At 64.7% G+C, this 17350-nt stretch carries 16 protein-coding genes; 5 read left to right on the top strand and 11 right to left on the bottom strand.

The features are described 5' to 3' along the window. Positions 1-8: 8 nt before the first annotated feature. On the top strand, positions 9-752 hold the full coding sequence (locus tag ACXYN8_RS06140) for a phosphatase PAP2 family protein (RefSeq protein ID WP_458888436.1): 744 nt from the start codon (positions 9-11) through the stop codon (positions 750-752). Here ACXYN8_RS06140 and ACXYN8_RS06135 read toward each other — a convergent pair. The 4 genes from ACXYN8_RS06135 to ACXYN8_RS06120 form a co-directional block, all read right to left on the bottom strand. Then, entirely contained in the window at positions 689-1669 is a 981-nt protein-coding gene (locus tag ACXYN8_RS06135) for a metal-dependent hydrolase (RefSeq protein WP_458888435.1), read from the bottom strand. The genes ACXYN8_RS06140 and ACXYN8_RS06135 overlap by 64 nt on opposite strands. A 164-nt stretch (positions 1670-1833) precedes the next feature. After that, positions 1834-2937, bottom strand: coding sequence for an NADH:flavin oxidoreductase (locus ACXYN8_RS06130; protein WP_458888434.1), 1104 nt, complete (start codon positions 2935-2937; stop codon positions 1834-1836). A 111-nt stretch (positions 2938-3048) separates the two neighbouring features. Continuing rightward, the gene (locus ACXYN8_RS06125) at positions 3049-4083 is read right to left on the bottom strand and encodes a 2-oxoacid:ferredoxin oxidoreductase subunit beta (protein WP_458888433.1); all 1035 of its coding nucleotides are present in this window, start codon (positions 4081-4083) and stop codon (positions 3049-3051) included. Then, the gene (locus tag ACXYN8_RS06120; RefSeq protein ID WP_458888432.1) at positions 4080-6014 is read right to left on the bottom strand and encodes a 2-oxoacid:acceptor oxidoreductase subunit alpha; all 1935 of its coding nucleotides are present in this window, start codon (positions 6012-6014) and stop codon (positions 4080-4082) included. The genes ACXYN8_RS06125 and ACXYN8_RS06120 overlap by 4 nt, the downstream gene beginning before the upstream one ends. 173 nt (positions 6015-6187) lie before the next feature. On the opposite strand from ACXYN8_RS06120, the gene ACXYN8_RS06115 reads away from it, so the two are divergent. Next, positions 6188-7141, top strand: a complete 954-nt coding sequence (locus ACXYN8_RS06115; RefSeq protein ID WP_458888431.1) for an alpha/beta hydrolase — start codon at positions 6188-6190, stop codon at positions 7139-7141. Beyond that, positions 7138-7611 (top strand): RNA pyrophosphohydrolase, encoded by a 474-nt coding sequence (locus ACXYN8_RS06110; RefSeq protein WP_458888430.1) that lies wholly within the window; start codon positions 7138-7140, stop codon positions 7609-7611. Before ACXYN8_RS06115 ends, ACXYN8_RS06110 begins: the two co-directional genes overlap by 4 nt. Here ACXYN8_RS06110 and ACXYN8_RS06105 read toward each other — a convergent pair. The 6 genes from ACXYN8_RS06105 to ACXYN8_RS06080 form a co-directional block, all read right to left on the bottom strand. Next, a complete protein-coding gene (locus ACXYN8_RS06105; protein WP_458888429.1) occupies positions 7559-8134 on the bottom strand; it encodes a hypothetical protein in 576 nt (191 codons plus the stop codon). The two genes, ACXYN8_RS06110 and ACXYN8_RS06105, sit on opposite strands and share 53 nt — an antisense overlap. Before the next feature lie 42 nt (positions 8135-8176). Beyond that, entirely contained in the window at positions 8177-8728 is a 552-nt protein-coding gene (locus ACXYN8_RS06100; RefSeq protein ID WP_458888428.1) for a tetratricopeptide repeat protein, read from the bottom strand. Between the two features lie 16 nt (positions 8729-8744). Beyond that, positions 8745-9923, bottom strand: a complete 1179-nt coding sequence (locus tag ACXYN8_RS06095) for an RsmB/NOP family class I SAM-dependent RNA methyltransferase (RefSeq protein ID WP_458888427.1) — start codon at positions 9921-9923, stop codon at positions 8745-8747. A 3-nt stretch (positions 9924-9926) separates the two neighbouring features. Continuing rightward, positions 9927-11393, bottom strand: coding sequence for an IMP dehydrogenase (guaB, locus tag ACXYN8_RS06090; RefSeq protein WP_458888426.1), 1467 nt, complete (start codon positions 11391-11393; stop codon positions 9927-9929). Positions 11394-11497: 104 nt separating this feature from the next. After that, the gene (locus ACXYN8_RS06085; RefSeq protein WP_458888425.1) at positions 11498-13000 is read right to left on the bottom strand and encodes a M28 family peptidase; all 1503 of its coding nucleotides are present in this window, start codon (positions 12998-13000) and stop codon (positions 11498-11500) included. A 23-nt stretch (positions 13001-13023) separates the two neighbouring features. After that, complete coding sequence (locus ACXYN8_RS06080; protein ID WP_458888424.1) at positions 13024-13779, bottom strand: 3-hydroxybutyrate dehydrogenase; 756 nt, start codon at positions 13777-13779, stop codon at positions 13024-13026. A 97-nt stretch (positions 13780-13876) separates the two neighbouring features. Between ACXYN8_RS06080 and ypfJ the strand changes: the two genes are divergently transcribed. Together ypfJ and ACXYN8_RS06070 are read left to right on the top strand one after the other, a co-directional pair. Next, on the top strand, positions 13877-14725 hold the full coding sequence (gene ypfJ / locus ACXYN8_RS06075) for a KPN_02809 family neutral zinc metallopeptidase (RefSeq protein WP_458888423.1): 849 nt from the start codon (positions 13877-13879) through the stop codon (positions 14723-14725). A 13-nt stretch (positions 14726-14738) separates the two neighbouring features. After that, positions 14739-15794 (top strand): amidohydrolase family protein, encoded by a 1056-nt coding sequence (locus ACXYN8_RS06070; RefSeq protein WP_458888422.1) that lies wholly within the window; start codon positions 14739-14741, stop codon positions 15792-15794. A 51-nt stretch (positions 15795-15845) separates the two neighbouring features. Here the strand turns inward: ACXYN8_RS06070 and creD are convergent, their stop codons facing one another. Next, on the bottom strand, positions 15846-17246 hold the full coding sequence (gene creD, locus ACXYN8_RS06065; RefSeq protein ID WP_458888421.1) for a cell envelope integrity protein CreD: 1401 nt from the start codon (positions 17244-17246) through the stop codon (positions 15846-15848). Positions 17247-17350 lie beyond the last annotated feature (104 nt).

Here is a 17350-nt window from a genome sequence, read left to right as displayed (position 1 = left end):
CCCTCGCCATGCACGCCGCCGAACCTCCCGTACCTGCAGAGCGTGTGACCCTGCCCGCCAGAGGCTTTACCATCAACCGGCGCAAGGCGCTGATCGCAGCGGCGGTGTGCTGGGCAGGGTTTGCCGTGATGGTCTACCTCCTCACCCACGACCTGACCGCCGGTTTCGACGCGCGTGGTCTCCTGTCCTACCGTACAGGCGAAGACCTGCATCCGCGCGGGCCGGAATTGATCTTCGAAAGCGTGCGCGACGTTACCGCGCTGGGCGGCGTCTTTCTGCGCAACCTGTTCGCCATCGCCGCGGTTGTGGCCCTCCTGTTCCTCAAGCTGCGGCGCGAGGCGGTGCTCTATGCCGCCACGGTCGTATCCGGCTGGCTTGCCAACACCGGCGTCAAGCTTCTGGTCGGGCGCGAGCGGCCGCAGATCGTTCCGCACCTGACCGAAGCTGGCGGAGAGAGCTTCCCCAGCGGCCACAGCTTCGGCGCGGCGGTCGTGTATATCGGCATGGCCATCGCCTTCGCCTCGCTCAGCCAGCGGGAGAGCGTGCGTTATACCATCCTCCTTTCCGCCATGGCGATCAGCGCGCTGGTCGCATGGAGCCGCGTGATGCTGGGCGTGCACTTCCCCAGCGACGTCATCGCCGGGTGGTTGGGAGGTGCTGGCTGGGCCTTCCTCGCCGCCGCCCTGCTCTATCGCCCCGCCCGCGCCACTGCCGACCGCCTGGCCGACCCGGACGCGTCGCACACGCCCTGATCCAGATCGACGCTGAAGCGGTCGCGTGCCAGCGGATCGTAGAACCGCGCATCGCGCAGAACCGCGCTCCCATCTTCGCGCAGCTGGACGAATGGCGCGCGCGACCAGAAGAGGAAAGCGTCGAGGTCCGGGTCTGTCCGTCGTGCAGCATCCAGATCGCACCAGTCGAGCGGCACATCCCACGGCTGGTCCACGTTCAGACGATCGCTCGACGGACCAGTGTAGCCCGGCACAATGGCCACCCGCCCCTGCGCCTGCGGATAGACAAGCTCGCGCTCCCAGAAGCGTGCCGGCACGGGTGAAGCGATCGTTTCGCTATAGACATCGCCGTTCAACGCCAGCCGTTCGGCATCGCGCGTGATTGTCCAGTTCGTGCCGATATAGAACAGCGCCACCGCAATGGCCGCAATCGCGACCTTGCGCCCGTTCTGCCCGCGCCTCTCGCGCCGAAGCGACCACCATGTCGCGACGATCATCAGCGCCCATAGCCACACATCGACGATGAACAGCGTATCGCCGTAGAACCATTCGCTGCTGAAGGGCTCGAGCAGCCGCACGCCATAGACGTTCATCCAGTCGAGCGCCGGGTGGGTCAGGCAGCCGAGCAGCGACAGAGCATAGAGCCAGCCGAAGCGCAACGGCAGCCGCCCCTCCGGCCGCTTGCCACGTTTCGTTTGCCAGCGGTCGTACCAATACAGCGCGCCTGCCAGCAGCAGCGGCAGCAAAACCATTGCGATCGGGCCGTGCGTGATCCCGCGCCGCATGGCGAGGCTTTGCAGGCCGTAGATCGTGCAGCTCGCGTCGATATCGGGAATGTTCGCGCCGATAATCAGCGCGGGCATGGCGAGACCCGTCTTGCGCTTCAGCCCCGCCTGGCCGAGCAGCGCGCCGGTGAGGCTGTGGGTCAGATTGTCCATGTGCGCGCGTCCTCAAACCTGTTCGATGCAACACATGGAACACAGTCCTGTCGCAGAAAACCCGCGCCCCCTTCCCGCCCGTGCAAAACACGGAATGCGGGAGGGAAGACGCGGGTCATAGCGCCGGGTTTAGAACGCCCGGCAACGTTGGGGAAGTCTGAGGCTCAGACCAGTTCGCGCAGGTGCTGCGGCGTGAAGCCTTCGAGCTTGTCGACTTCGTCCGCGCGGACCTTTTCCACCCAGTCGGGGTTGGAGATCAACGCGCGGCCCACGGCGATCAGGTCGAACTCGCCCGCTTCCATGCGGCGTTCGAGCTGACCGAGATCGGCGGCGCTGCTGTCCTTGCCCCCGAAGCTGGTGAAGAAATCGCGGTCGAGCGAGACGGAACCCACGCTGATCGTCGGCACACCGGTCAGCTTCTTGACCCAGCCCGCGAAGTTCAGCCCTTCCTCGCCGTCGAGTTCGGGGAACTCCGGGTCCCAGAAGCGGCGCTGCGAGCAGTGAAGTACATCCGCGCCGGCATCGACCAGCGGCTGCACCCATGCGGCCAAATCGTCAGGCGTGGTGGCGAGGCGGCGGGCGTAGTCCTGCTGGTTCCACTGGCTGATGCGCAGGATCAGCGGCGTGTCGCCGATGCGCGCGCGCACGGCCTTGACGACATCGGTGGCGAAGCGGGCGCGTTCCGTCAGGGTGGCGCCGCCCCACTTGTCGTTCCGCTGATTGGTGCCGTCCCAGAAGAACTGGTCGATAAGATACCCATGCGCGCCATGCAACTCGACCGCGTCGCAGCCGATGGCAACTGCATCCTCGCAGGCCTGCGCATAGGCTTCGATCGTGTCGATCACATCGTTCTCGGTCATCGCATTGCCGAGCGGTTCGTCGGGCTTGAACAGGCCGGAAGGGCCTTCCGGCTCACCGGGGCGCGGCTTGTCGGGGAACTGCGGCTTCACGATGCCGGTGTGCCAGATCTGCGGGGCGAACAGGCCGCCCTTGGCATGAACATCGTCGACCACCTTCTTCCATCCGGCGAGCGCCTTTTCGCCGTGGAAATGCGGAATACCGCTGTCGTTCGCCGCGCCGGGGCGATTGATCACCGTGCCTTCCGATACGATCAACCCGACGTTCGCTTCCGCCCGCTTCGCATAATAATCAGCGACGTTCTGTCCCGGTACGCCGCCGGGCGAGAAATTGCGTGTCATCGGCGCCATGACGACGCGATTGGGCAGCGTCAGATTGCGGATCGTGAACGGTTCGAAGAGGATGGACATGCGGTTTCCTTCTGCGTGAATATGCTCCGCCAAACTGGCGCCTGCGTTGCGATTTGCAACCGGCATTGCAGGGGTGACAGGAAATCTTGGCCGGTCAGCGCGCAAGCTGCGTCAGATCGGGTCCTGCGCGGTACCGCTGACGGTCCAGGTCTGTCCCTGCGCGAGCAGCTTGGCGAGGTTGGCTTCCTTGCCAGCGCTTGCCTTTTCCTTCTCCGCAATGACAGCCGCTTCGAAGGTCGGGCGAGGATCGTCGTAGAGCACGCCGAGCGCCATCGGGAACGGACCGAACGGCATTTCGACCAGCATATGCGCCACGGTGCGATTGGTGACGTCGTGGACGATTACGCCCGCCGCTTCCCAGTCCCCATCGACAACGTCGACGACTTCGAGCCTCAGCGTGTCGCGGTTGAGCGTCAGGCCCTTGCTGTCCTTCGCGAACAGCATCGGCTTCCCGTCTTCGAGCCAGAGCTGGCGATCTTCCGCACCTTTCGGAGCGGCGAAGTCGTCGAACACGTCCTTGTTGTAGACGATGCAGTTCTGGAAGATCTCGATGAAGGCAGCGCCCTGGTGCGCGTGCGCGGCCTTGAGCACTTCGGGCAGATGCTTCGACACGTCGAACCCGCGCCCGACGAAGCGCGCACCAGCGCCCAGCGCGAAGGCGGCGGGCCGTGCCGGATGGTCGTAGCTGCCGATCGGGGTGGAGGGCGATTTTGTGCCCTCACGACTGGTCGGGCTCGCCTGCCCCTTGGTCAGGCCGTAGATCTCGTTGTTGAACAGCATGATCTGCATGTTCACGTTGCGGCGCAGGACATGCATCAGGTGGTTGCCGCCGATGGACAGACCGTCTCCGTCGCCCGTCACCAGCCAGATATCGAGATCGGGATTGGCGAGCTTCGCCCCTGTCGCAAAAGCCGGCGCGCGACCGTGGATGGTGTGGAAGCCGTAGCTCTCGACATAATAAGGAAAGCGGCTGGAGCAGCCGATGCCGCTGATAAACACCGTGTTTGCCGGGTCGCAGCCCAGCTGCGGCAGAGTGCGCTGCACGGCCTTGAGAATGGCGTAGTCACCACAACCCGGGCACCAGCGGACCTCCTGGTCGGTTTCCCAGTCCTTGAGCGTGGTTTCGAATTTGGCAGGCGCGTTCATTCTTCTACTCCTACCGGATTGGGCAGCTGTTCGTCGTTCACTTGGACCTGCCCGCCTTCATTGCCTTCGATCCCGTCGAAGAACTTGGCGATCTCGGCTTCCAGTTCGGCGATCTGGAAGGGCTGGCCGCTGGTCTTGGTCAGCGGCTGGGCGTCGACGAGGAACTGGTCGCGCAACACGGTCTTGAACTGGCCGGTGTTCATTTCCGGCACGAGGATCTTGTCGAACCCGCGCAGCAGCTCGCCGAGGTTCTTCGGCAGCGGCCAGATGTGGCGCACGTGGATGTGGCTCACCTCGCAGCCGTTGGCGATGGAGCGGTTCACGGCCTGATGGATCGGGCCGAAGGTGCTGCCCCAGCCCACCACGGCGAGCTTGCCGGAGGATGCGCCTGCGGCAATGTCCTGATCCGGCACGGCGATGCCTTCGACCTTCGCCTTGCGCGCGTCGGTCATGCGCTGGTGATTGTCGGGCGAGTAATCGATATTGCCAGTCAGCTCGTGCTTCTCGATCCCGCCGATGCGGTGCATCAGGCCGGGCGTACCGGGCTTGATCCACGGACGCGCACCCTTGGCGTCGCGCTTGTAGGGGAGCAGTTCGTCCCCTGCGTTCTTGCTCTCGAGAAACTTGACCGGGAACGGCGTGAAGCTGGCCGGGTCTGGCACCTTCCACGGCTCGCTCGCATTGGCGATGTACCCGTCGGTCAGCAGCATCACCGGCGTCATGTACTGAACCGCGATGCGGCAAGCCTCGATCGCGCATTCGAACACGTCGGACGGGCTGCGTGCGGCAACGACCGGCATCGGCGCGTCGCCGTTGCGGCCATAGACCGCCTGATACAGGTCGCTCTGCTCGGTCTTGGTCGGCAGGCCGGTGGAGGGGCCGCCGCGCTGCGAATTGACGATCACCAGTGGCAGCTCGGTCATGATGCCGAGGCCCATCGCCTCTGTCTTGAGTGCGATGCCCGGCCCGCTCGAACTGGTGACGCCCAGCTGCCCGGCATAGCTCGCGCCGATGGCGGCGCAGATCGCGGCAATCTCGTCTTCCGCCTGGAAGGTAGTGACCCCGTATTCCTTCAGCCGCGCAAGGTGGTGGAGGATCGCACTGGCGGGCGTGATCGGATAGCCGCCGAAGAACATCGGCAATCCGGCAAGCTGCGCGCCCGCGACGAGGCCGAGGCTCACCGCCTCCGCGCCCGTGACCGTACGATAGAGACCCGGCGCGCTGGGAACGGCATCGAGATGGACCTGGCGAAGCGGGCCGGAAAGCTCCGCCGTCTCGCCATAGGCGTGTCCTGCATCGAGCGCAGCGATATTGGCACCGGCGATGTCAGGCTTGTTCTTGAACTTCGCCTTCAGCCAGTCGTGGATGGGATCGCGCGGTCGATCGAACATCCACAGCGCGAGGCCGAGCGTCCACATGTTCTTGCAGCGCAGCGCGTCCTTGTTGCCGAGGCCAAAGTCCTTCACCGCCTCGATCGTCAGCGCGGAAATGTCGAACGCCAGCAACTGCCACTTGGCAAGGCTGCCGTCTTCCAGCGGATTGGCGTCGTACTTCGCCTTGTCGAGATTGCGCTTACCGAACTCTCCGCTGTCGGCGATGATCAGTCCGCCGGGCTTGAGCGCCGCGACATTCGTCTTCAGCGCGGCCGGGTTCATCGCCACGAGCACATCGGGCGCGTCGCCCGCGGTGTTGATCTGGCGGCTGCCGAAGTTGATCTGGAACGCAGAGACGCCGAACAGCGTGCCTTGCGGGGCACGGATTTCGGCCGGGAAATCCGGGAAGGTGGCAAGATCGTTGCCTGCCAGCGCGGTAGACAGCGTGAACTGCCCGCCGGTCAGCTGCATTCCATCGCCGGAATCGCCGGCGAAGCGCACCACCACGGCATCGGGAGAGGAGGCCTCAGTGGCCGGGGTTTCGGCAAGGCTTGCCATTCATCACATCCTGTCAGCGCGGGAGACGTCGGCCCCGCATTTCATCCCGGCGCACCTATGGTTGCCCCATGGTCGCTTCAATCAAGAAATTCTGTGCTAACCGACAAAATGCGCTGTGGACAGGGCCAAACCCGCCGCCTTATCAATTCGGCCGCAAGGAGAGCACGAGAGCGATGAGCGAGACAGAACACTACGTGCGCGACGATGTGCGGGCATTCCTCGATATGCTGGCACAACTGGGCGGCCCCGAAATGCGCGACATCGGCGCGGTCGAGGCGCGCAGTCAGATGCGCGCGATGGGCGGTCTGGCGGAAGCGCCGGCGCGCGAAATGGCGGTCGTGCGCGATCTGACCTGCCCCGGTCCGGCAGGGGAAATTCCGCTGCGGTTCTACGACGCGCGCGAAGAACGCGGCCCGTCCCCGATCGTCATCTTCATCCACGGCGGCGGCTTCGTGATCGGCGATCTCGACGTCTACAACAATTTGTGCACCGAATTCGCGCATATTCTCGACCTGCCCGTCGTGTCGGTCGACTATCGCCTCGCGCCGGAACATCCCTTCCCTGCTGCGCCCGACGACTGCGAGGCCGTGGCGCGCTGGGTCGCTGGTTCGCCAGAGGCACTCGGCCGAGAAGTCACCGGCCTCGTCATTTCGGGCGACAGTGCGGGCGGCAATCTGACCATCGTCACCACCAACGCAATGATGAACGATCCGGCCGCTGTGCCGGTGCTGGTTCAGGCACCGATTTACCCGGTGGCGAGCGATATCACCCGGCACCAGAGCTTCAGCAGCTTTTCCGACGGCTACCTGCTGACCGCCTCCACCATGGCGTGGTTCACCGCGCAATATGGCGGCGATGCGAACGACCCGCGCCACACGCCGATGGTCGGCCCCTGCGAGAACACGCCGCCGACCGTCATCTGCACCGCTGGTCTCGACCCGCTGCGCGATTCAGGGCGCGAATACGCTGCGCATCTGATCCAGCAGGGCACTGAGGTGAGCTATTTCGAATTTCCCGGGATAATCCACGGCTTCACCACGCTACGGAAAGCCATTCCCAGCGGTCAGGCCGATGTCGAGGCATTCCTGGGCGCCATCAAGGTCAAGCTGGAGCGGATTGCGGCATGAGCGAGCTGGGTTACCGCCCCTGCGTGGGCGTGATGCTGGTCAACCGCGAAGGCCTGGCCTTCGTTGGCCGGCGCATCGACACGAAGGAAGGCGACTGGTGGCAGATGCCGCAGGGCGGCGTCGATCCGGGCGAAGATCTGGACGCAGCTTTGCTGCGGGAATTGCACGAGGAAACCGGCGTCACTCACGCCCATGTCGATGTCATCAGCCGGATGAAAGAGCCGCTGCGCTACGACCTGCCGGACGATCTCATCGGCAAGCTTTGGGGCGGCAGATACCGCGGTCAGGAACAGCATTGGTACCTCGCCCGCTTCACCGGGGAAGATGGCCACATCGATCTCGACGCCCACGATCCGGCGGAATTCTGCGACTGGAAATGGGTCGAGCCGGAGGAGTTGCCCCGCCTCATAATTCCCTTCAAGCAGCGCGTGTATCGCGCTGTTGTCTCGGAATTTTCATCGCTGATCTGACGCTCATTCCGAAATACTGTCGGGAGATCGCGAAGCCGCCAAGCCCGCCGCCCAGCATCGCGACGAAGGTGCTGGAAATGCCGAACACGTTCCACGTGCGCGGGTCGAGTTCCAGCGTGGCGATTGGCGGCAGCAGCATGATGATTGCACCCACACCCGCCCATAACAGGGGCGAGGCGCGCCAACTGTCCGGCGGCACGTGGCGGTCGATCAGGAAGCCGATCGGCACGGCGACCAGCGGATAGACGAAAGGCGTCACGATCACCGCGTAGCCCGACGCGAGCAGCAGGGCGATCCAGACCCCGGCGAAACTCGTCTCGAGTTGAGAAGGCCGGAAATCTTCCGGCCCGTATTGCCAGTCTTCCAGATTCAAGCCGAGATAGGCCAGCCCGATAACCGCACTCAGGGTTAGCAGGATGACGATGATGCTGAGGAAAAACAGCTCTAGCGCCAGCAGCCCTTTCCAGAACGCCGCGAAGGCGCTGACCGGTTTCGGCTGCTTGTCATGCTGGATTGCCGCCACGCCCCTCTCCCCTTTGCGGATCAGGAGCTTAGCGGGCGAAGTTTAATTCTGCGTCACCACCGGTTCGGGCAGAACGGCCTCGGCGGTCAGCGTTTTCGCCTGCGGGCCACGCGCGATGACCTGCGCGAGCTGCTGCGTCTCGGCGCAATTCGAACCGCACAGGGATTCAAGCCGTGTCAGGCTCTGCCGCGCACGATCGACCGCGCCCTTTTCCGCAAGCGCGGCACCTTCGCCCGCGATGGCAGGCAGGTTGCGCGGATCCTTCGCCAGCGCGGCGCGATAATAGCGGATCGCCTTGCCCTGCAGCTTCTGCGCGCGCGCCGCATCGGCCAGCGCGACGTAGACGCGCGGCTGTCCGGGATCGAAGGCAAGCGCGGTCTCGAAAGCGTCGATCGCGGCATCGGCCTGTCCCGCGGCCAGTTGCGCCTCGCCCTGCGCGATCAAAGCCGCGGCACGCGGATCGACGCGCTGCTGTTCCGCATATCCAACGCTGGCCGTCACCGCGACGGCGAGCGAGAGGGCAGCTGCAGCGGGGAAAAAGCGCATGATGAAGTCCTTGATCGCGGGAGGCTTGTCTGGTCCGGAATGTCCCATCGTGCCGGCGACGCTATCAGAGCTTCCTTAAACGCGCGATGAAAAATCCGTCCGTTCCATCATGGTGCGGGGTAAGTCGGATACCGTCTCCGCGCGGGCGACCGGCAGGCAGATCGAGCGGGTCGGCAACGAAGTCCTTGTGCCCGGCCAAGAAGCGCGTGACCTGCTCGCTTCCCTCCTCATCGAAAACCGAGCAGGTGACGTAGACCAGCGCTCCACCCGGCTTCACCAGTTTCGCCGCATAATCAAGGATATGCCGCTGCGTTTCGAGAAGCCGTTCCAACACCTTGTCGGTCAGTCGCCAACGCGCGTCGGGTTTGCGCCGCCACGTTCCGCTACCCGAACATGGCGCATCGACGAAAACGCAATCGGCCTGCCCCCTCAGGTCTTCGAGCGAATCCAGCTCGCGGCCCGGATCGAGCAGGATCGTCTCGTTGATCTGCGCCCCGGCACGCTCGGCGCGGGGGGCGAGGTTGGAAAGGCGGGTGCGGTCGGTGTCGCAGGCGACAAGCTTGCCGGAATTCCCCATCGCCGCCGCCAGTGCGAGCGTCTTGCCGCCCGCGCCTGCGCACAGATCGATAACGGTCTGACCCGGCGCGACCTGCGCTGCGAGACAGGTCAGCTGACTGCCGCAGTCCTGCACCTCAATCGCTCCGTCGCGATAGGCGGTCCATTGCTCGACATTCGTACCGGATGCGAAGCGCAGGCCTTGCGGCGCCACGAGCGGCTCGCCCTGCTCAGGGAGCTCGACCGTGGTGCGATCGACTTTCAGCGTGTTGACGCGCACGTCGAGCGGCGCCCGATCAAGCAAGGCCTCTGCTTCGGCGCCTTCGATCCCGCCCGCCTTGAGCTTCTCAAACACCCATTTGCGCGCGATGCCGCCCTTGGCCGGGATTTCCCGTTCGCCAATCGCGGGCGGGCCGTATTGCGAGCCATCGAACGCCTCGCGCACTTCCGGCTGCACCTCGGCAAGCCTCAGCATGGCTGCGCGCCCTGTCTCAGGCGTCGGACCGCAAGCGCGAATGGCAGAAAACACGAGTTCACGCACCGCTCGCCGGTCCTTCGACCCGGCATAGCGACGCTCGCGCATGGCGTTGGCGAAGACGCGGTCCGCGGGCGCGGCGTTGGCGCGCGCGGCGGCAATGACCTGATCGAGGATTTCGATGGCCGTCTGGACGCGTGCCGCAGGTGTCATGGTCTAGCGCGTCGGATAATTCGGCGCTTCGCGAGTGATGCTGACGTCGTGGACATGGCTTTCCGACAGGCCCGCATTGGTGATCCGCACGAATTTCGCATTCTTGCGCAGTTCCTCCATCGTGGCCGAGCCGGTGTAGCCCATCGCCGCCTTAACGCCGCCGACAAGCTGGTGAATGACGTCGCGCGCCGGGCCCTTGTAAGGGACCTGCCCTTCGATGCCCTCAGGAACCAGCTTCATCTGGTCCTTGATGTCCTGCTGGAAGTACCGGTCGGCGCTGCCGCGCGCCATCGCGCCGACGCTGCCCATGCCGCGGTAGCTCTTGTAAGCGCGGCCCTGGTAGAGGAAAGTTTCGCCCGGTGCCTCTTCCGTGCCCGCCAAAAGCGACCCGACCATAAGCGTGGATGCCCCGGCGGCAAGTGCCTTGGCCGCATCGCCGCTGGTGCGAAGACCGCCGTCGCCGATCACCGGAACGCCCGACTTGTCCGCCTCTTCCGCGCTTTCCATGATCGCGGAAAGCTGCGGCACGCCGACGCCTGCGACGATGCGCGTGGTGCAGATGCTGCCCGGACCGATGCCGACCTTCACGGCGTCCGCGCCGGCGTCGATCAACGCACGCGTCGCTTCCGCCGTGGCGACGTTGCCAGCGATGACCTGCACGGAGTTGGAGAGCCTCTTGGCTCGCTCCACCGCCCTGCTGACTTCGGCGTTGTGGCCGTGGGCGGTATCGATGATGATGACGTCGACCTCTGCATCCACCAGCGCCTCGCTGCGCTCGAAGCCCTTGTCGCCCACCGTGGTCGCCGCAGCGACACGCAGACGGCCGCCCGCATCCTTGGTGGCGTTGGGGTTGAGCACCGCCTTTTCGATGTCCTTGACCGTGATCAGGCCAACGCAGCGCCCTTGGTCGTCGACCACCAGCAGCTTCTCAATCCGGCGCTGGTGCAGCAGGCGGCGCGCTTCTTCCTGCGATACGCCGACGCCGACGGTGGCGAGGTTCTCGCTCGTCATCAGTTCGCGCACCGGCTGGTCCGGGTTCGCCGCAAAGCGCACGTCGCGATTGGTGAGTATACCCGCGAGCTTGCCGTCGCGGTCGGTCACGGGAATGCCGCTGATGCGGTTTTCCTGCATGATCGCCTGCGCTTCGCCCAGCGTCGCGTCGGGCGCGATGGTGATCGGATTGACGACCATGCCGCTTTCGAACCGCTTGACCCGTCGCACGGCGGTGCACTGCTGCTTCACCGACAGATTGCGATGGAGAACGCCAATGCCGCCCATCTGCGCCATGACGATCGCCATTTCGGCTTCCGTCACGGTGTCCATGGCCGCCGAAAGCAGCGGAATGTTCAGGCGGATGTCGCGCGTCAGCATCGCGCTGGTATCGGTCTGCGATGGCAGGATGTCGCTGCGCGCAGGGCGCAACAGCACATCGTCAAAAGTCAGGCCGAAAGGAATGTCGTCGGTTGCCACTGCTGCCTCGAGCGCTTGGAAGAATCGTGGCGGCCCATGTAACCGCACTTGGTGACAGTGGGAAGGCCAGTGGCCGGACTAATCCGGCACATTCTCACTCAGAGCTATTCGGCGGGCGCGCCTTCGGTCTGCGGTTCCACCGGCGGCGCGTATTTCGCCGTGTCGCCAAAGTGGCGCACCAGCTCGACATAAAGCGCCACGTCGCGCGTCACGCCGCCGAAATCGACGGTGTCGTCATACTCGTCGCTGGCGCTGTGATAACGCTCTGACAAAAACGACTCCAGCGCACCCCGGTCACCGAAGGAACTGCTGACGAGTGGTGCCGGAATGCCCGCCGCGGTAAGCGCCCAACCATCGTGGCGGCGCGCGAACTGCTGGTCTTCCTCGCGCACGTCGACCTTGCGGCCCAGCTTCGCGGCGACTTCCTCGATCCCGGCATCTAGCGGGGTCAGGCCGTAACCGATGATCGTGACCGGCGCATCGCGCGATCCGATTGCCAGCGTATCGAGGCTGAAGCCCGCGACGAAATAATCGAGCGGCACGGGCGGATTGTTGACGAACGCCTGCGCGCCGAGCAGCCCCATTTCTTCCGCCGTGTTGCCCATGATGTAGAGATCACGCTCCGTCCGCTTGCCCGCGGCCATGATCCGCGCGACTTCGAGCATCGCCGCAACCCCGCTGGCGTTGTCGACCGCGCCGTTGCAGATGCGGTCTGCGTCGTCTTCCGAACCGCACTGGTCACCCAGATGGTCCCAGTGCGCGAGCAGGATCACCGCGCCGCTTCCCGGCCTGGTTCCCGCGAGCCGGCCCAGCACATTGGCCGAGGTAATCTGCTTCACATCGCGTGCCACGCCATAGCTGATCGCGGTGGCGGTATCGAGCCGCCCGCCGTTCTTGCGAAGGCGCGGCGCAAGCTTTGCGAAGGTCGTGCCCATGCCCGTTTCGAGCTGAGCCAGCGCATCGGGACCGAGGTAGAACAGCGAGGGACCGGTGTCGACTTCACTTGCGAGCCGCCAGCGTCCCGAACCGACGCTGCCTGCAACCCGGCCAAGCCGCGCTTCGTCGCGCACCGGGATCAGGACTGCGGCCGGGTTGGCTTCCATCAGCGGGCCGAACAGCGCGGCGCCGGGTTGCAGATCTTCAAAAACCACGGCCTTGCCAGACAGATCGCCAAACTTTCCATCGAAGTCCGAAGCGAAGGCAATCAGTTCGAGCCGCTTGCCCTCCCCGTCTGCGGAAGCGGACAGGACATAGAGATCATCGGCGGAGACGACGGTGCCGCCATCGCCAGCGAAGGTCAGTCGCGGTGCAGACACGACGGTCTTGTCGAGCGCGACAGGCTGCGTCCATTCGCCGATGTAGCCCGGTTCGAAGCCGTAGGCCTTCAGCGCGTCGACCTGGTAGGCGACGGACAGATCCTCTCCCTTCGTGCCGGGCAGGCGCCCGCCGAATTCGTCGCTGGCGAGAGTTTCGACGTGGCTGCGAAGATTGCGCTCCACCGTGGCGCTGCCAACGCCTGCGGTCGTCGCGCACGCGGCGAGCGCGGCTGCAACGCCGCACAACGTGGCAAACCGACCGATTTGCCGGACCTTCCCCCTGACTGTCATTCCCTGCACGCCCGCTTCAATTCCTATCCGGCGGTCCAGCCGCCATCGATGCTCCAGTTCGCGCCGGTGACATTACCCGCTTCCTCACGACAGAGGAAGGCGGCAAGTGCGCCAACCTCTTCGGGTTGCACGAATTTCTTGGTCGGCTGCTTTGCGAGCAACACATCGTTGATCACGTCCTCCCGGTTGAGGCCACGCGCCTTCATCGTGTCGGGGATCTGGCCCTCGACCAATGGCGTCCAGACATAGCCTGGGCTGATGCAATTCGCCGTTACCCCGGCCGGCGCCAGTTCGAGCGCGATGGTCTTGGTGAACCCTTCGATGCCGTGCTTGCTGGCGACATAGGCGCTCTTGAACGGCGAGGCGGTTTTGGAATGCGCGCTGGCGGTGTTGATGATCCGGCCCCACCCGCGCGCCTTCATGCCCGGCACGGCAAGCCGCGTGGTGTGGAAGGCTGCGGTCAGGTTGAGGCCGATGATCATGTTCCACTTGTCGACGGGAAACTCGTCCACCGGGCTGACGTGCTGCATCCCGGCGTTGTTGACGAGAATGTCGATGTCGCCCGCGTCCGCCATCATCGCCTCGATCTCGGAGACGTCGAGCAGGTTGGCGCCGCTGTGGGTCGCGCCCAGTTCCTCGCACAATTGCGCGATTTCCGTTTCGTCACCAAAGCCGTTGAGGACAACTTCGGCTCCTTCGCCATGCAGGGCGCGGGCTACGGCAAGGCCGATGCCTGAGGTCGAACCGGTGACTAGCGCGCGTTTTCCCTTGAGGAACATTGCAAACTCCGCTGAATGATGGGCTCATGAGGGTCTGCGCGGGGCAGGACGCATTTGTCCAGCGACAATTGCCGCAGATGCGTAACAGGAGAGTTCGATGCGTCTCAATCCCTTCGATACCAGCAAGATCGACGTGCGTGGCGGAGGCGGCGGCGGCGGAATGCGCGCGGGCGGCGTCGGCTGCGGCGCCATCGTGATCGCGCTGATCGGGGCGCTGGTGTTCGGCATCGATCCGATGGACACGCTGTCCACTGTCGAAGGGATGCAGGGCGGACAGGCGACGCAGGAATCGTCCGACATGACCGAGCAGCAACTGTGTTCGCAGAACCAGTATGCGAGCGAAACGTGCAGCGTCCTGGGCTCGCTCAACGAGACATGGGCAGGCGTCTTCCAGGAACAGAACGTGCAGGGTTTCAACACGCCCTCGCTGACCTTCATCCAGGGCGGCGGCGTCCGCACCGCCTGCGGCGCGGCATCGAGCGCGATGGGGCCGTTCTATTGCCCGGCTGACGAAGGTATCTACATCGATACGCGCTTCTACGATCAGCTCGCGCAGATGAGCGGCGATCGCGGCGATTTCGCCCGACTCTACGTCATCGCGCACGAATACGGCCACCACATCCAGAAGATCACGGGCATCGCGGACGCCATCCGCAGCGCGCAGCAGCAGAACCCGCGTGCCGCCAACCAGCTTCAGGTCCGCATGGAGCTGCAGGCCGATTGCTACGCCGGCGTTTGGGCGGGCCGCAATCGCAACCGGATCGATCCGGGCGACGTCGAAGAGGGGATGCGCGCCGCCAGCGCCATCGGGGACGACACGCTGACGCAGGGCCGCGTTTCGGCGGAGAACTTCACCCACGGCACCAGCCAGCAGCGGATGCAGGCGCTTGAACTCGGCATGCGCGGCGACGACCGCCAGTGCGACGCGATCACGCAGATCCGGTAGGGAGGCGGGGCGTATGGCGGAGGGCATTCTCGAACCGGACCTGCCGATCATCGATCCGCATCACCATCTGTGGGATCTGACCCCGCTGCTGGCGGCGGCAGGCGGCGGGGATGAGGAACCGCACGACTTCATCGCTGCGGTCGCGCTGAGCCCCTACTACACCTTCCCGGAACTGCGCGCCGACTGCCAGACCGGGCATAATGTAATCGGCACCGTCTTCATGGAATGCGGCGCCTTTTACCGCTCTGGCGCAGACGAGGCGCTGAAGCCGGTGGGCGAGGTTGAATTCGTCAACGGCGTTGCAGCGCAGAGCGCTAGCGGCATTTACGGCGACTTGCGCGCCTGTGCCGCAATCATCGGCCATGCCGATCTGACGCTCGGCGACGGCGCAACCCGTGTGCTGGAGGCGCTGGTCGCCGCAGGAAACGGCCGCTTCAAGGGCATCCGCCATACGGCGGCGTGGGATGCCGACCCTACCGTCCTCGGCGCGCCCTTCCACGCGCCGGAGGGGCTCTATCGCGATGCGACCTTCCGCGCAGGCTTCGCGAGGCTGGGCGAACTGGGCCTGACATTCGATGCCTGGCTGCTCGAGCCGCAACTGGGCGACGTGATCGACCTTGCCCGCGCCTTTCCCGACCAGCCCATCGTGCTCGACCACTGCGGCACTCCGCTGAACATTGCGTCCTATCGCGGCAAGCTGCCCGAACGCTTCGACATCTGGCGCGAAAGTATCGGCGAAATGGCGAAGTGCGAGAATGTCTCGGTCAAGCTCGGCGGGCTGGCGATGGCGTTCTGCGGGATGCCGGAGGAAGGCCCGCTATCCGGCGAAACGTCGGAGGCATTGGCAACGCTGTGGAAGCCTTATCTCGAAACCTGCATCGAGGCCTTCGGGCCGGAACGCGCGATGTTCGAAAGCAACTTCCCCGTCGACAGATGGGGCTGCGACTATCCGACCCTGTGGAACGCCTTCAAGCGCGTGACGGTCAATGCCTCGCCGGACGAGAAGCGCGCGCTCTACGCAGGGACGGCCGCCAAGGTTTACGGCATCAAGCATCTGCTTCCCGCATAGAAAAGGCGGGCTCGCATCGCTGCGGCCCGCCCTTCCTCTTTGTCGGGAGGCCTACGCAGTCAGCGTAGCGTCCTCCTCGTCCCTGCGGCGTCCGACTGCCGACCAGTCGATGCCGCGCGTGGCGTACATCACACCGGCCAGCGCCAGGAACAGCATCACCGAACCGATCAGGAGCGACAGCCCTTCGAGGTTCAGCAGCACGAACAGCAGCGCGTAAAGGCCGACCAGCATGGCGCCCATGAACTTTGCGCGCTTCCAGCTTTTCAGCACGGCGGCGCTGTAAGCTGTCAGCAGTCCGATGATCCCCGCCGCAGCGATGACGTAGGCGAGCGTGAACCCGACCACTTCGGCGAAAGCCAGCAGCAGCACGAAGAACAGGACCAGCGCCGCGCCGGTCAGCAGATATTCCGCCGCCGCAACCCGCGCCCCGCCGACGATGTCGAACAGCAGGTAGGCGAGGAAGGTGAAACCGATGAACAGGAAACCGTACTTCACCGCACGGTCGACCTTCGAATAGAGGTTCACCGGCTCGACCAGATCGACGCTGATCGCTCGACTGTTGCCACTGACCTTGGTGGTGCCGTCGGGAGCGGCCACTTCGATCAACGGCGCGGTGGCGAAGTTGTCCCGGCTATAATCGAAGGCTGGCGGCCCGTAATCAACGGTCGATACCGGCGGCTGGCCGAGTGCGATCTTGTCGATCCGGTAGTTTGCCTCGAACCCGTCGGGGCCGATGGTCGGGCCGGCGGGCAGGAAACCGTGGAAGCTCGGTTTCTGCCAGGGAGAGCTGACCTTCCAGTCCGTCACACCGCCACGCGGTACGAGGCTGAGCGAGCGGCTGCCGCGCAGGCCGTAGCTGTAGGAGATGTCGAGATCGCCCTCGCCCGTCCACGGCAGGAAGGCGAAAAAGCCCTGTCCACCGGTCGCGCCGGGACCACGACCGGGCCGCAGTTCGAGCGGTTCGTCACCAGCGGAAATCCTGCCGCCATCGGTCAAACCGCGAGCGTCGGAGATGCCGAAGCGCAGCTGGGCCTTGTCCCACTGAAGCTGCTCGGGCGTAACGCCGAAGCGTTCCAGATCCTCTGGCAGGGCGAACCGGGCCTTTCCCGTCACATTGGCGTCGTAGAGCACCGATTTGTAGATCGACTTCTGCTTCTCTTCAGGCGTCATGGTGGTGACAACTTGGTTGCTTTCCGGTGAGAGGTAGAGCGTCTTTTCGACCGCCACGGTGCGCGTCGATGTGCCGCCGTTTTCCTGCACAGTCTGCTGCTCTGTGTCGGTGTAGGGGACGGAGATGACCGGACCGGCAATGACCTGTGGACCGCCCCACCCCTCCACGATCGAGGTTTGCGCGGTCTGCGCCTGGTTCTGTCGGTCCCACACCAGCGCGTAAACCATCATCAACGGCACGATCAGCACTGCGGCGACAAGACCCGCGAAGAGCAGTTTCACGCCAGGACTTCGTTCTCTATTCATCGCGAAATCTCCCTCTGTGGATTGCGATGAAGCGTTGTTTGGAAGCGACGAACTGAATTGCTAGTGAACACCTGTTCAGC

This window comes from Altererythrobacter sp. CAU 1778, from assembly GCF_054482795.1.
Note: the sequence above shows the minus strand (reverse complement) of the source record. Positions and strands in the feature narration are given on the sequence as shown.

Coding starts and splice junctions, on each gene's coding strand:
- ACXYN8_RS06140 (WP_458888436.1), top strand. CDS start 9: ATGCACGCCGCCGAACCTCCCGTACCTGCAGAGCGTGTGACCCTGCCC.
- ACXYN8_RS06135 (WP_458888435.1), bottom strand. CDS start 1,669: ATGGACAATCTGACCCACAGCCTCACCGGCGCGCTGCTCGGCCAGGCG.
- ACXYN8_RS06130 (WP_458888434.1), bottom strand. CDS start 2,937: ATGTCCATCCTCTTCGAACCGTTCACGATCCGCAATCTGACGCTGCCC.
- ACXYN8_RS06125 (WP_458888433.1), bottom strand. CDS start 4,083: ATGAACGCGCCTGCCAAATTCGAAACCACGCTCAAGGACTGGGAAACC.
- ACXYN8_RS06120 (WP_458888432.1), bottom strand. CDS start 6,014: ATGGCAAGCCTTGCCGAAACCCCGGCCACTGAGGCCTCCTCTCCCGAT.
- ACXYN8_RS06115 (WP_458888431.1), top strand. CDS start 6,188: ATGAGCGAGACAGAACACTACGTGCGCGACGATGTGCGGGCATTCCTC.
- ACXYN8_RS06110 (WP_458888430.1), top strand. CDS start 7,138: ATGAGCGAGCTGGGTTACCGCCCCTGCGTGGGCGTGATGCTGGTCAAC.
- ACXYN8_RS06100 (WP_458888428.1), bottom strand. CDS start 8,728: ATGGGACATTCCGGACCAGACAAGCCTCCCGCGATCAAGGACTTCATC.
- ACXYN8_RS06095 (WP_458888427.1), bottom strand. CDS start 9,923: ATGACACCTGCGGCACGCGTCCAGACGGCCATCGAAATCCTCGATCAG.
- ACXYN8_RS06085 (WP_458888425.1), bottom strand. CDS start 13,000: ATGACAGTCAGGGGGAAGGTCCGGCAAATCGGTCGGTTTGCCACGTTG.
- ACXYN8_RS06080 (WP_458888424.1), bottom strand. CDS start 13,779: ATGTTCCTCAAGGGAAAACGCGCGCTAGTCACCGGTTCGACCTCAGGC.
- ypfJ (WP_458888423.1), top strand. CDS start 13,877: ATGCGTCTCAATCCCTTCGATACCAGCAAGATCGACGTGCGTGGCGGA.
- ACXYN8_RS06070 (WP_458888422.1), top strand. CDS start 14,739: ATGGCGGAGGGCATTCTCGAACCGGACCTGCCGATCATCGATCCGCAT.